The sequence below is a fragment of the Nocardiopsis sp. CC223A genome, from assembly GCF_030766825.1.
Classification (GTDB): Bacteria; Actinomycetota; Actinomycetes; order Streptosporangiales; family Streptosporangiaceae; genus Nocardiopsis.
The window spans coordinates 20018-33341 of sequence record NZ_JASFDV010000014.1 but is presented as its reverse complement, the minus strand read 5'-3'; the positions used below and the strand labels follow the sequence as shown (position 1 = coordinate 33341).

At 73.5% G+C, this 13324-nt stretch carries 10 protein-coding genes and 1 riboswitch; of the genes, 7 read left to right on the top strand and 3 right to left on the bottom strand.

Annotation, left to right across the window (positions count from 1 at the left end):
* Window positions 1-74: 74 nt before the first annotated feature.
* Window positions 75-261, bottom strand: a riboswitch (cobalamin riboswitch).
* 918 nt (window positions 262-1179) lie between these two features.
* The gene (locus QJS33_RS07965; protein WP_306367225.1) at window positions 1180-2163 is read left to right on the top strand and encodes a hypothetical protein; all 984 of its coding nucleotides are present in this window, start codon (window positions 1180-1182) and stop codon (window positions 2161-2163) included.
* 143 nt (window positions 2164-2306) lie between these two features.
* On the opposite strand, the gene QJS33_RS07960 is transcribed toward QJS33_RS07965, so the two are convergent.
* On the bottom strand, window positions 2307-4535 hold the full coding sequence (locus QJS33_RS07960) for a hypothetical protein (protein WP_306367224.1): 2229 nt from the start codon (window positions 4533-4535) through the stop codon (window positions 2307-2309).
* Window positions 4536-4708: 173 nt separating this feature from the next.
* On the opposite strand from QJS33_RS07960, the gene QJS33_RS07955 reads away from it, so the two are divergent.
* Window positions 4709-6076 (top strand): MFS transporter, encoded by a 1368-nt coding sequence (locus QJS33_RS07955; RefSeq protein ID WP_306367223.1) that lies wholly within the window; start codon window positions 4709-4711, stop codon window positions 6074-6076.
* A 12-nt stretch (window positions 6077-6088) separates the two neighbouring features.
* Here QJS33_RS07955 and QJS33_RS07950 read toward each other — a convergent pair whose 3' ends face one another.
* A complete protein-coding gene (locus QJS33_RS07950; RefSeq protein ID WP_306367222.1) occupies window positions 6089-6691 on the bottom strand; it encodes a TetR/AcrR family transcriptional regulator in 603 nt (200 codons plus the stop codon).
* Window positions 6692-7144: 453 nt separating this feature from the next.
* On the opposite strand from QJS33_RS07950, the gene QJS33_RS07945 reads away from it, so the two are divergent.
* Together QJS33_RS07945 and QJS33_RS07940 are read left to right on the top strand one after the other, a co-directional pair.
* Entirely contained in the window at window positions 7145-8245 is a 1101-nt protein-coding gene (locus QJS33_RS07945) for a sialidase family protein (protein WP_306367221.1), read from the top strand.
* A 1-nt stretch (window position 8246) separates the two neighbouring features.
* The gene (locus tag QJS33_RS07940) at window positions 8247-8531 is read left to right on the top strand and encodes a ubiquitin-like small modifier protein 1 (protein ID WP_306367220.1); all 285 of its coding nucleotides are present in this window, start codon (window positions 8247-8249) and stop codon (window positions 8529-8531) included.
* Between the two features lie 339 nt (window positions 8532-8870).
* On the opposite strand, the gene QJS33_RS07935 is transcribed toward QJS33_RS07940, so the two are convergent.
* On the bottom strand, window positions 8871-10061 hold the full coding sequence (locus QJS33_RS07935) for a DUF418 domain-containing protein (RefSeq protein WP_306367219.1): 1191 nt from the start codon (window positions 10059-10061) through the stop codon (window positions 8871-8873).
* Between the two features lie 198 nt (window positions 10062-10259).
* Between QJS33_RS07935 and QJS33_RS07930 the strand changes: the two genes are divergently transcribed.
* From QJS33_RS07930 to QJS33_RS07920, 3 genes are all read left to right on the top strand, one after another.
* Window positions 10260-11432, top strand: coding sequence for a sensor histidine kinase (locus QJS33_RS07930; protein ID WP_306367218.1), 1173 nt, complete (start codon window positions 10260-10262; stop codon window positions 11430-11432).
* A gap of 52 nt (window positions 11433-11484) precedes the next feature.
* Window positions 11485-12123, top strand: coding sequence for a response regulator transcription factor (locus tag QJS33_RS07925; protein ID WP_306367217.1), 639 nt, complete (start codon window positions 11485-11487; stop codon window positions 12121-12123).
* Window positions 12124-12262: 139 nt separating this feature from the next.
* Entirely contained in the window at window positions 12263-13276 is a 1014-nt protein-coding gene (locus QJS33_RS07920; RefSeq protein ID WP_306367216.1) for a zinc-binding dehydrogenase, read from the top strand.
* Window positions 13277-13324 lie beyond the last annotated feature (48 nt).

Genomic DNA, 13324 nt, shown 5'->3' with positions numbered 1-13324 from the left:
GGGATCGCTCGCCGTGGACGGGTGCCGTGGGCGTGCTGCGTCGTCATGCGTGTTCGCTCCATCCTCGTGGACCGCACGTACTCGAAACCCGCGGCCGGTATCCTGACTCCCGGTTCTGCGCGACTCCCCCCGCCTTCCCGGCTCTCACCAGTGGCTTCGTAGGGGACGCTCCCCGGTCACAGTGGCGGGACCGTGCCGGATTCTCACCGGCTTCCCTGACACCGCGGGCCTGTGCGCCCCACCATATAGTTGGACGTCCAAGTAAATCCAGGGGGTGCGCCGCGCGAATTCGCGCCTCCCGCCCGGCGGTGCGCCGCGAACAGGGGCTTTGTCCCGGCGACGCCGGTATCGATAGGCTCAGCGGCTTGTGAGCGACAACGTGGAACGGGATCCCGCACCGGGACGCCGCGAGGCGGTCCGCCCCCTCGCGCTGACCCCCGGCTGGCGCACCGTGGACACCGACCTCGACGTACTGCTCGTCGTCCACAGCCTCACCTGCGCCACCCGCATCGTCGACGTGCTGCCCGCGTTCGACGACCCCCGGGTCCAGCTCCACTGCGCACGCACCACCGGCGGCGTGTTCGCCGCCGGGGTCGACGAACACCTGCGCGCCCACGGACTCACCCCGCTGCCCTGGGAAACCGCCCGGGAAATGGAATTCGACCTCGTGATCACCGCGAGCCTCGGCGACGACCTCCACGAGATCCATTCGAGAATCCTGCGGCTGCCCCACGGAAACGGATACAATAAACACTGGAATAGCACCGGGAGCCGGGAGCCGGGAGCCGGGAGCCGGGAGCCGGGAGCCGGGAGCCGGGAGCCGAGAGCCGAGAGCCGGGAGCCGGGAGCCGGGAGGTCTTCGGGCTGTCCGAGGGCACCCTCAAACACCAGGGGCGGCTCGTCCCCGACGCCATCGCCCTCTCCCACCACGAGCAGTTCGACCGGCTGCGCGAGGGCTGCCCCGACGCCCTCCCCCTCGCCTTCCTCGCCGGCGACCCCTGCCACGACCGCCTCCTCGCCAGTCTGCCGCGCGCCCTCCACTACCGGCGCGCCCTCCTGGCGCACCCCGAACGCACACTCGTCACGGTCAATTCCACCTGGAAACACGACTCCCTTTTCGGAATCGACCCCTCCTACGTTCCGGAGATCATCGCCGAACTCCCGCACGACGAATTCCAGGTGGCGCTCATCCTCCACCCCAACGTGTGGGCCGCACACGGGCGGCGCCAGATCGAATCCTGGCTCGCCGAGGCCCTGCGCTCCGGCCTGCTCCTGATCCCGCCCGAGGAGGGCTGGCGGGCCGCCGTCGTCGCCGCCGACCACGTCATCTCCGACCACGGCTCCGTCGGCGTCTACGCCGCCGCCCTGGGCAAACCCGTCCTGCTCGCCCCCGAGGGCCGCGAGTCCGTGGACCCGCGCAGCGGCCTGGGCCGCCTCTACGGGACCGCGTCCCCCCTCGACCGGTACGCCCCGCTGCGCTCCCAGCTCGCCAAGGCCGCCGAGCTGCGCGAGGCCACCCGCGCCGTCGCCGAGGCCTGGGTCAGCTCCGCCCCCGGTTCCTCCCTCGACCTCATCCGCGCCCGGGCGTACCGGATGATGGGCGCCGCACCGCCGCCCGGGCGCCCGCCGCAGCTCGCCGTTCCGGAACCGGAGATCCGGCACGCGGGACCGGCCTCGCTGTGGACCGCCGTCGCACCCCTCCCCGGGGAGCCCGGCACCCTCCGGGTCCGCCGCACCCCAGCGGCCGTCCTGCCCCAGGGGCCCGGGGACGCGATCCTCGTCTGCTCCGACGACGAGCCGGACCACCGGCTGGCCTCGGCGGCGGACGTGATCACCGCCGCCCGCGACGCCCTGCCCGCCGAGGCCGGTCGCTGGTCCGCCACCGTGTTCGCACACCGGCCCGGTACCCGGGTCACCGCCGTCCACGCGCCCGACGGGGTGGAGCTGCGCGCCCGCGGCGGCGACGTGTTCGCGCTGCGCTTCGACCCGCCGCTGCCGCACGACCACCACCTCGCGGCGAGCGTCCTGGCCGAGCGGCTGGTCTGCGCCGACGCCCCGCCCACCCGGGAGTCGGTCGCCGCCCCGGGACCGCTGCGGCTGCGCGTGTCCGCCGACCGCACGGTCACGGTCGGCCTGCGTCCCGCCCCCGACCGGGGGCTCTAGGTGCACTGACCGTGGAGGCCGGGAACAGCCCGGCAGCGATTCGACGGCAGGAGAGGGCCTCCGGCATAGGTGTGGATCGTCCAGATCAACACCTGAAGCAAGCCGGGAGGCCCTCCCGCCTCCCGTGTTCCCAACCTCCCAGGTCAGTACATCTGGGGGAGTTCGGCGAGCTTGCCGGAGACCCGGTCGACCGCGGCGGTGTCACCGATGAGGCCGAAGACCTCCAGCGCGTACCCCCAGTGCTTCCGGGTGTCCGCGCCCAGGTCGCCGAGCAGTTCCAGGACCTTGCCCGCCTGGTGGGCACGGTCCGCCTTCACGAACCGGTCCAGGGCCGACTCCAGCAGGGCGACCGCCTGATCCGGCCTCCCCGCCGCCAGGAGCCGGGCCTGGTTCGCCAGGACCTTGCCCTCGTTGGCGAAGTCCGGGCCCTTCTCGTCCGCGTGCCGGCGGAACCACTCGGCGGACCTGCGGTACTCCTCCAGCGCCGCCGCCCCGTCGTCGCGCAGCAACGCGACATCACCCTTGTGCATGTGGTGCAGGGCGACGGGCCGGGCCCGGGAACGGTCCAGGAAGGGCAGGGACGCGTCGAGGAACACGTCGGCGGCGTCCGGCCTCCCGCGGCGGCGCTCCAGGATGCCCAGCCACTCCAGGGCCGCGCCCCTGCCCCAGACGACCTTCGCGTCCCGGTGGGAGGCGGCCGCCAGGGAGCGGCGCAGGTGCTCCTCCGCCTCGTCCAGGCGCCCCTGTCCCAGCAGGGCCTCGCCCCACTGGGCGTGCATGCGGGCCATCGCGTCCTGGTCCTCGCAGGCCTCGGCGTCCTCCGTGCCCAGGGCGAGGACGGTGGCCCGGGCGTCCCGGTGGCCGTAGGCCGCGAAGAAGGCGTTGGTGGCCTCGGCCAGCTGCCAACGGTAGCCCGGCCGGGGGCGGTCCCCCTCCCAGAGCCGGCCGGACCGGCGCATGCAGGCGATGATCGCGTCGAGGCTCGACTCGAACCACTCGTGCGAGGTGTCCCCGGGCACCGGGAGAGCGCTACGGTCACGTACCCGGCGGCGGTGCTCCAACCAGGGTTCGAGGTCCCCGGGTGTCGCGGTCGATTCCCGGTGGGCCTTGTTCGCCGCGGCGAAATCGGGCAGCGGCACCGGGGCGGGCTCACCGTACAGCGGCCCCAGCTTCCAGCGGCCCGCGGTGTCGGCGGCGACCGCGCCGTACAGGTAGTAGTCGCAGATCAGGTCCCGCACCCGGGCCCGCTCCTGCGCGGTGCCGCGACCGCGGGCGACCAGCCCCGCGTGTTCGTAGGTGAGGTCCTCCATGATGCGGCGCCCGCCCGGGGCCTGCTTCACCAGGCTGCGCCTGGCCAGCAGGTCCAGGGCCGCGCCCGCCTCCTGCGGGGCGCCGGGGAACAGGGCGCCCACCGACCAGCGGTCGAAGTCCCGGGTGGGGTGCGAGCCCAGCGCCCGGTACAGGTACGCGGCGTCCTGCGGCAGTTCGTCATAGAAGACGTCGAACACGGCGGCGGGCCGCTGGACGCTCGCCACCGACTCCTCCAGGAGGGTGAGCCGCCCCGACTCCTCCATCCGCGCCACCAGCTCGGCGACGGTCAGCCCTCGGTCGTCGTAGAGAAGGGAGGCGGCGTGCCCCGCGATCAACGGGATGCCGCCGCAGAGCGCGACCAGGCGGGCGAACGCCGCCTCGTCGGCGAAGCGATCCTCGCCCTCCACGATGTCGCGCAGCAGCGCCGCCACCGCCTCGTCGGCCAGGGGCCCGATCGGCAGGGAGAGGGGCGCGTGCAGTCCCAGGCCCCTGATCGGGGTGCGGCTGGTGGTGATGACGACCATGCCCGGCAGGTCCGGCAGGAACGGCTCCACCTGTGCGGCCGAGCGGACGTCGTCCAGCAGCACCACCACCGGGCGGCCCTCGGTGTGCTGCCGGAAGCGGTGCAGCCTGCCCTCCAGGGTGTCGAACCCCGGAGCGTCGGTGTCCACACCCATCTGCCGGAAGTACTGGTCGCAGACCTCCTCGATGCCTCGGCCCGCGCCCTCGCCCGGGTCTCCCCCGCAGGGGAGGGCGATCTGGGCGTGGCCGAAGTGCTCGCGGTTCTGGTTGATCCAGGTGACGACGGTGGCGGTCTTGCCCACCCCCGGCGGGCCCACCACACAGCACAGGCGGCGGCCGTCCTTCTGCCTCGACTGGGCGAGGAAGGCGTCGAGCCGTGCCAGCTCCGCGTCCCGGTTCTGGAAACGGGAGGGGCCCTTGGGGAGGATGCGCACGGCCCGGCGTTCGGACTGGTCGATGTCCACCGCCCCGTGCAGGGTGCCGATCTGGACGAGGGTGCCGTGAATGGGGCCATGGGAGGTGTTGTGCGTGCCGCTCACGGCGCCCATCCCGGCCGAGATCGGTGACGGGCACCAGACTTTCGGCGGAACCGGACGGGCCGGTACCGGTCACGGGGGGTTCCGGGCCGGGACTTAGGGTGGCCGTGAGGCCCGGTCCGCCCCCCCGCGGCGCCCCCGCCGCAACCGGGCCGGAAAGGTCCGGTGATCCGCCCGTGCCCTCTCCCGTTCCGCGGCCGACCGCCGCCGAAGGCTCGCTCGGCGGGCGCTTCTGGGCGTTCTGGGCGGCCGCGTCGGCCGCGAATCTGAGCGACGGCGTCGCCATGATCGCGGTGCCGTGGCTGGCCTCCTCCCTCACCTCCGACCCCGTATCGGTCGCCGCGGTGGCCACCGCCGGGCGGCTGCCCTGGCTGCTGTTGGCACTGCCCGCCGGGGTGCTGATCGACCGGCTGCCCCGCATCCCCGTGATGGCCGGGGCCGGGACCGTCCGGCTGGCCCTGTGGGCGGCGTTGGCCGCCGTGGTGTTCTCCGGGGCGGCGTCGGTACCGCTGCTGGTGGTGTTCGCGTTCTGCTTCGGCGCGCTGGAGGTCTGCTACGACACCGCCGCGGAGACGGTCGTCGCCTCGCTGGTGCCCCGGGAGCGGCTGGAGCGCGCCAACGGGCACCTGCGCACCGGCGCGCTGGTCGTCCAGGAGTTCGGCGGGCGACCCATCGGCGGCCTGCTCCTTTCCCTCGGGCTGTTCGCACCGTTCATCCTCAACGCCGCGGCACTGGTGGCGTCGGTACTGGCCCTGCTCCGCGTGCGAGGCGTGGACACGGCCCGGCACCCCGACACGGTCGGCCCCCACGCCCCGGACACCGCCGGGCACGGCGACACGACCGCAGCCGGGCATGCCGAGGACACCGGACCCGCCGGCCCGGGCGCCGGACCGGAGCGGCGCGGGTTGCGCGGCGTGGGCGCGGACCTGGCGGAGGGGGTGCGGGCGATCCGGCACCAGCCGCTGCTGCGGCTGGTCGCGGGCATCGCCCTGGCCGTCAACGGGTGCTACGCCACCGCCCTGTCCACCCAGGTGCTGTTCATTCGGGACGTACTCGGCCTGGGACCGGTCGGGTTCGGCCTGATGATGGCGTTCGCCGCGGTGGGCGGGGTCATCGGCGGCCAGTCGGTGGCCCGGCTGCGGTCGGTGCTCCCGCACGGCACGCTGCCGGTGGTCTCTCTGACCGCCACCAGCGTGGTCTACTGCGTGATCGCGGCGCTGCCGGTCACACCCGTGGTCGCCGTCGGGTACCTGCTGGTGAGCGGGCTCATCCTCGGCTACGCGGTGGCGATGACCTCCATTCGCCAGCGCATCACACCCGACCGGCTGTTGGGCAGGGTCAACGCCGCCATGCGCACGGTGAGCTGGGGTGTCAGCGCCCTGGGCATGGCGGCGGGCGGCGTGATGGTCTCCGCTCTCGACCCGTTGACGGGACACGAGGGCGCTCTGCGCGCCCCCTATGCCCTCATCGGTGTGGTCGGACTGGTCGTCGTCGTGTTCTTCGGCCGCAGGCTCACACGCCTGGTGCGCGAGTACGACGTCTGAGTCCCCCTCCCCTCAGCCGGATCCGCCGCTCAGCGATCCCAGCAGGGTGTAGGCCTCGTCCATGCGGTCCGGGAAGACATCCGGGCTCTGGGCCAGGCGCATGGCCGTCAGTTCACAGGCCATGGAGATGTGCGCGGCCAGGACGGCGACGTTCTCCGGGGCTCCGACCTCCATCAGTGCCCCGGCGAGCCGGATCGCCCGTTGCTGGCGGGTGAGCAGATAACGGGAGCGCAGATCGGTGCTCTCCCGGAGCAGCCGCACCAGGACGACCGAGTGCGCCGGGGAGAGCGCGGCGTGCGGCCGGGCCGCGACGCCGGCCTCCCGCAGCAGTTCGACGGCGGCACCCAGGTCATCGCCCAGGGGTCTGGGGGCCTTGTCGCGCACGTGGGCGCACAGACGCTCGACCTCCGTGCCCTCGTCGGCGAACAGCACCTGTTGTTTGTCACCGAAGTAGCGGAAGAAGGTCGTACGGCCGACCTCCGCGCGCTCGGCGATGGCGGCGACCGTGACGTTGTCGAACCCGTGCTCGGCGAAGAGCTGGAAGGCGGCGGACACGATCATGGCCCTGGCCTTACGGCGTTTGCGGGCGTGAAGTGTGTCGGGGGGGTGATGCATGAGGCGGACCCTATCGAGTGGACCCGGTTCTACCTGGGGCGTGGGACCATTGGGACGGTAGTCCCGAAACGCCCCCTGAGTACCGGGAGAGCGGGAAGTCGTCTGAGCCTGATCGGGGTTTTGGAACGCATCCGCACGGGCTCAGGCCCTGTCCCGTACGGTGACGCCGGTTGGGCCGGAATTTTATTGCAGAGCGCCCCTGGTCTGACAACCGCAGTACCCCCGATAGTCGAATCCCCTTGCCCATATGGTTTCCAACCATGTGGAGGTTATGGTCTCCGCGGGACGGCATTTCCCGACGACACCAATTAGCCACCCACGGTAAATCGTTCGGGTTCCTAACTGTTGAAGGCTCATAGATGACCGGAACCCGATCAGTGCCCGGCCGGTCCCCCCGTTTGTCGCCGAGACGTGCGAGAGTGGCGTTATCCGCTTCACGACACGGAGCCGAACATGACGTATTTGCTGGTCATCGGCACACGCAAAGGCCTCTTCACCGCCACCGGCGAGGATCGGCGCACCTGGGAGGTGCGGGGACCGCACCGGCTCGACAGCGCCGACCATGCGAGCATGAGCGCCGTGTACGCGGTCGGGATCGACCCGCACAGCGGGCGCATCCTGGCCGGCGCGGAGAGCTCGCACTTCGGCCCGAGCGTCTGGTACAGCGACGACGCAGGGGAGCACTGGCGGGAACCCGGGACCGCCCCGCTGGCCTTCCCCGAGGACACCGGCGCCTCGCTCACCCGGGTCTGGCAGTTCGCGTTCGGGGATGTGCCCGGTGTGGTCCATGCCGGGGTGGAGCCGCACGCCCTGTTCCGGTCCGCCGACGGCGGACAGAGCTTCGAGCTGGTCCGCGCCCTGTGGGATCACCCGCACCGGGCCGACTGGTTCCCCGGCGCGGGCGGCGGTGCGGTGCACACGATCCTGCCCGGGGTGCTGGGCTGCGGTGAGCGCTCGCCCGAGGCGATGACCGTGGCCATGTCCACCGGTGGCGTCTACCAGACCGGGGACGGCGGGGCGAGCTGGGCGCCCGCCAACCGGGGCATCTCCGCGGTCTTCCTGCCCGAGGACGAACCCGAGTACGGGCAGTGCGTGCACAAGGTGGCGCTGGCCCCCGACGGGTCGATGTACGCCCAGAACCACCACGGGGTCTACCGCTCCGAGCACCCCGCCCGGGATGGCTGGCAGGCGGTGGAAAAGGGGCTGCCCACGAACTTCGGGTTCGCGATGGTGGCGCACCCCCACCGGCCCGGCACGGCGCTGAACTTCCCGGTGGTCAGCCAAGAGGTGCACCTGCCGCCGGAGCACCGGCTGGGCGTGTACCGGACCGACGACGGCGGTGGGCGGTGGCTCCCCGCCACCGAAGGGCTCCCGGAGGAGCCGTACTTCGGCATCGTGCTGCGCGACGCCGCCTGCACCGACGGGGCCGACTCGCCTGGTTTCTACTTCGGCACCCGGAGCGGGGACGTGTACGCGGCCGACGACGGCGGGCCCTGGCACCGGGTGGCCGCGCATCTGCCCGATGTCCTGTGCGTGCGCGCGACGGAGGTGTGAGATGAGCGTGACGGTCCACCTCCCCGGGCTGCTGCGGGCGGACGCCGGGGGCGCCGCCCACCTGCCCGTGGACGCCGACCCGTCAGCGGTACTGCGCGACGTGCTGGACGGCCTGGTGTCGGAGCACCCCGGCCTGGACCGGCGCATCCGCGACGAGCAGGGACGACTGCGCCGGTACGTCAACGTGTTCGTGGACGCCGAGGAGTGCCGGGCCCTCAACGGCCTGGACACCCCGGTGCCCGAGGGCACCGACGTCCGCATCCTCCCCTCCGTCGCCGGCGGCTGACCCCCACGTCGCCTCCCGGGGGATCGCCCGCTCGGCCGTTGTCGCGCACCGCCATGCGCACGCCGTCCCCGGCCTCCACCTCGACCGACACCCGGGAGGCGCCGCGCGCGTGGCGCCGGGCGTTCGCGTGGCGCCGGGCGTTGGTGACCGCCTCCCGGGCGATCCGCGATCCGCACCAGCACGGTGCCCACCTCGGGCGCCGGCCCGGCAGGGAGCCCTCCACCCGCACCGCCACCTCCAGGCCACCCGGCCGGTGACCGCCGGGAGGTCGCCCGCGCCGGCACCGGACCACGGCGGCGGGACGCCTCCCGCCGGACGGCCCGGCCCGCCCCGGAGGTGCTATCCGGCCTGGACGGTCCGTGGACGTGGTCGGCGGCGCAGCGGCAGGATGCGCAGGTGGGTGAGCATGCGCCACACCCACTCCAACGGCCCGTAACGGAACCGGGCCGACCACACCCGGGCGAACACCAGCATCACCACGAAGTACCCGGCGGCCAGCGCGTGCTGGGCGAGCATGGGGACCTGTGTCTCCCAGGGGCCCATCACGATCAGGAAGAACGCCGTGCTGCCCAGGTAGACGGTGAGCGTCATGCGCCCCAGCGGGGCGAGCAGGCCCAGGGCGCGCGCCGCTCCGCGCCGCCTGCGCATCAGCCACCACACCAGCCCCAGGTAGAACAGGGCGCCGCCCAGACCCATCAGAGTTCCGGAGAACGAGGTGAGCAACGGTGCGGCCGGGTGCACCACCGGCATCCCGTCCGGGCCGAGCACCGGTATCCCGTCGGCGCCGAACTCCATGGGGAACAGCAGGTCGGAACCGGCCATCAGGGCCACACCCAGGATCTGCCCGGCCAGGCCGGTCCACACCATGGCCACGGGCAGCCGGGACGGCTCCGCCGAACGCGCGGCGGCCAGCTCGGGCCGCCGGGCCAGCCAGACCCCGACGCAGAAGAACCCGAGGGTCTGCGGGACCATCAGGAACAGCACCGACCATTCGCCCGGCAGCGGTACGAGGTTCTCGACGAACGGCGCCGCCGCGAAACAGACCACCGCGGCGATCACCGGCCGGTGCCGCCCCCCGGACAGCAGCACCGGCATCAGCGGCGCCAGCACCAGGGCGGTGATGGAGTAGTGGGTGAGGATGTCGCCGGAGAACACCAGCAGGTGGGGCAGGCCGAACAGCAGGCCGAGCGCGACGTAGCGGCGCAGCATCAGCGCGAACGGCCGCTCCCCCCGCCCGTCCGCCGCCCTCCAGGCGAGCACCGCTCCGATGCCGAGCAGCACCATGAGCATGGCCCGGGCCTTGCCCGACATCAGCAGCGACAGCGCCGTGTCCACGACCGAGGTGACGGTGCCCGGCGGCCGCTCCCCCGCGCTCTCGGCTGAGAAGACGACGACGGTCACGTTCATCATGACCACGCCGATCATCGCCAGCGCCCGCGCGACGTCGAGGAACTCCACCCGCCGCCGCACCGCGGGCGGCCCCTGCGCCGCGGGCGGCCGCACCTCCCCGGTACCGGCCGTCTCCGTCATCCGCTCTCCCGCCATCGGGCTCCCCTTCCCCGTCTCCCCCGACCCGCCGGACCGCCGCCGGGCACCGTCGGCGCAGGATGCGCCGACCTTTCCAAGGGTGGTCGGCGGGCCCGACGGCCACATCGGCTGAAAGGGCGGTCCCCGGCCTCGTCCTTTCGGCCGAGGGCGGGGGGAGGGCCGCGGCCTAGGGTGAAGGGCATGGGGCTGAACAGGATCGTCGAGGTGCTCGGCGGCCCCCTGGGGGAGCGGATCCTCTGGGGCGGCGCGGGCGTCGTGCTCGCACTGGCCGTCGTCGCGGACCTGCTGACCGTGCGCAGCGGACTGGCGGCGGCCGCGTGGCCGGGGCCGCCGCACGGGCCGTGGGACTGGTTGCCCGCGGCCTCGGGCGCGGTCGCCGGAGGGCTGGTGCTGCTCGCCCTGCGGCCGCGGGCCGGGACGGCGGCCACCGGGGCGGCGGCACTGGCCGCACCGCTGGTGGTGGCGGCCGCCTCGCTGGCGCTGTGGCCGCTGCCCAAGGGGGTGTTCGGGTACCCCGTCGCGGTCGCCGAGGCGATCGCCCTGCTGCTGGCGCTGGCCGTCACCGCGCTGCGGTGCGACGCGCGGTGGGTCGGCGCGGTGTCGGCCGCGGCCTTCCTGGCGGCCGCCTCCGACCGGCTCCGGGAGGGTGCGGGCGATTCCCTCACCTCGGCCCTGCTGCTGGTCGCGGTGGGCCTGGCGCCGGGGCTGTACCTGCGGTGGCGCCGGTACCAACGGGAGTACCACGTGGAGCGGGCGCGGGCCCAGGAGCGGCTGGCGGTCGCCCGCGACCTGCACGACGTGGTGGCCCACGAGGTCACCGGGATCGTCGTCCAGGCGCAGGCGCTGCGCCGGGTCGCCGACACCAGGCCCGAGGCCGCGGTGCGGGCGCTGCCGGAGATCGAGGCGGCCGGGGCGCGCGCCCTGGAGGCGATGCGCTCCCTGGTGTCACGGCTGCGCGAACCCGACGAGGCGCCACCGGTACCGGACGCGAAGGAGGGCCTGGACCGCCTCGCCGGGACCACGGGCGGCCTGGAGGTGGCGGTGCGGGTGGAGGGCTCCCTGGCGGGGCTGGCGCCGGAGGTGGGCACCGCGCTGGTGCGGATCGCCCAGGAGGCGGTCACCAACGCCCGGCGCCACGCGCGCGGCGCCTCCCGGGTGTCGGTCGAGGTGGAGGCCGGGGACGGCGTGCGCATGGCGGTGCGCGACAACGGCCGCGGGTCGGGCGGCGGAGGCGGCTTCGGGCTGGTCGGCATGGCGGAGCGGGCACGGCTGCTGGGCGGTGAGCTGACCGCCGGCCCCGGCGGCGGTGGCTGGGAGGTGCACGTCCGCCTCCCGGAAAAGCCCTGTGGATAGCCGCCGGGACGGCCCCGGACCGGGCACAGTGAAGGTGGAACGGGGGTGCCGGATGGCGATCAGGGTCCTGCTGGCGGACGACCAGCAGATGGTGCGGACGGGGTTCCGCTACATGTTGGAGGCCGAGGACGACATCGAGGTGGTCGGCGAGACCGGGGACGGCCTGGAGGCGGTCCGGCTCGCCCGGGAGAGGCGTCCCGACGTGGTCCTCATGGACATCCGCATGCCGGGGATCGACGGCCTGGAGGCCACCCGTCGGCTGACGGACGACCCGGTCAAGGTGGTCGTGGTGACCACGTTCGACCTGGACGAGTACGTCAACGAGGCGCTGTCCTCGGGTGCCGTCGGCTTCCTGCTCAAGGACGCCGGCGCCGGACTGCTGGTGGAGGCGGTGCGGGCGGCGGTGCGGGGGGACGCGCTGATCTCACCGGAGATCACCGTCCGACTGATCCGGCACTTCTCCTCCGGGGGCCGACCGGTGCGGGTCCGCGACGACGGCGGGCTCACCCCGCGCGAGCTGGAGATCGCCCGGACGGTGGCGCTGGGCCGGACCAACACCGAGATCGCCGTGCTGCTGCACGTCACGGTGAGCACCGTCAAGACCCACCTGGCGAGCATCCAGACCAAGCTGGGCACCCGCAACCGGACCGAGCTGGTCGCCTGGGCCTTCCGCAACGGGCACGCCGAGTGAGCGCGGGTCCGGCCTTTGACGAAACCCTGACCTGCCACGCGGCCGCCCCTGGACCCCGCTCGACCCACCGCGCAGGATCGTGGTGGCACGCCCCCGGAACCGGGGGAAAGGACGATCACGACTGTTGTGAGGCTCTGCGATGGCGACGATGCGCGCTGCCCGACTCAACGTGCGGACCAAGACCCTGGAGGTCAAGGAGGTCCCTCGACCGGTGCCCGGGCGCGGGCAGGTCCTGGTGCGGGTGAAGGCCGCCGGGGTGTGCCTGTCCGACGTGCACCTCATCGACGGCACGCTCAGCCCGCTCTACCTGGAGGGTGACGAGGTCACCCTGGGCCACGAGGTGGCGGGGGTGGTGGAGGAACTCGGCCCGGAGGTCCTCGACACCGAGGTGGGCGAACGGGTGGCGCTCCAGGCGGGCCGGATCGATCACCACGGCCGGGTGCTCACCCGGGGCGTGGACTACGACGGCGGCTGGGCGGAGTATGCTCTCGCCGACGAGGAGACCCTGGTCCCCCTCCCGGACGACCTGCCCTTCGCACAGGCGGCGATCATCCCGGACGCGGTGTCCACCCCGTGGGCTGCGGTCACCGGCACCGGTGATGTCGGCCCGGCCGAAGCGGTGGCCGTGTGGGGTGTGGGCGGTCTGGGCGCGCACGCGGTGAAGCTGCTGCGCCTGGTGGGTGCGGCGCCGATCATCGCCGCCGACCCGGATCCGCGGGCCCGGGAGCGGGCGCTGGACTTCGGCGCGGACGTGGCCCTGGACTCCACCGCCCCGGACTTCCCGGCGCGGATCGGTGAGCTCACCGACGGCCACGGGCTGGCGGTGGCGTTCGACTTCGCCGGGGTACCGGTGGTGCGCGAGCAGGCGCTCGAAGTGCTCGGCGAGCACGGCCGCCTGATCCTGGTGGGCCTCACCGACAAGCCCCTGGTGGTCGCGGACGGCACCCGGTTCAGCTACCTCAAACAGCAGATCCTGGGCCACTACGGTTCAGAGCCGGAGCACGTGATCCAGCTCGTCCAGTTGGTCCGGGCTGGCCGGCTGGACTTCTCCACCTCGATCAGCGGCACCTTCCCGCTGGAGGAGGCCCCGGCGGCGGTGGAACGGCTGGAGAAGCGGATCGGCTCCCCGGTCCGCCTCATCCTGCAACCATGATCCGGACCCACCGGCCGCCCGCCCGGGTCCCGGCACCGGTCCCCGGGT

Bases quoted from the DNA above. Each gene is read 5' to 3' on its own strand.
- QJS33_RS07950 (WP_306367222.1), bottom strand. From the start codon at position 6,691: ATGCATCACCCCCCCGACACACTTCACGCCCGCAAACGCCGTAAGGCC.
- QJS33_RS07925 (WP_306367217.1), top strand. From the start codon at position 11,485: ATGGCGATCAGGGTCCTGCTGGCGGACGACCAGCAGATGGTGCGGACG.
- QJS33_RS07945 (WP_306367221.1), top strand. From the start codon at position 7,145: ATGACGTATTTGCTGGTCATCGGCACACGCAAAGGCCTCTTCACCGCC.
- QJS33_RS07920 (WP_306367216.1), top strand. From the start codon at position 12,263: ATGGCGACGATGCGCGCTGCCCGACTCAACGTGCGGACCAAGACCCTG.
- QJS33_RS07935 (WP_306367219.1), bottom strand. From the start codon at position 10,061: ATGACGGAGACGGCCGGTACCGGGGAGGTGCGGCCGCCCGCGGCGCAG.
- QJS33_RS07940 (WP_306367220.1), top strand. From the start codon at position 8,247: ATGAGCGTGACGGTCCACCTCCCCGGGCTGCTGCGGGCGGACGCCGGG.
- QJS33_RS07930 (WP_306367218.1), top strand. From the start codon at position 10,260: ATGGGGCTGAACAGGATCGTCGAGGTGCTCGGCGGCCCCCTGGGGGAG.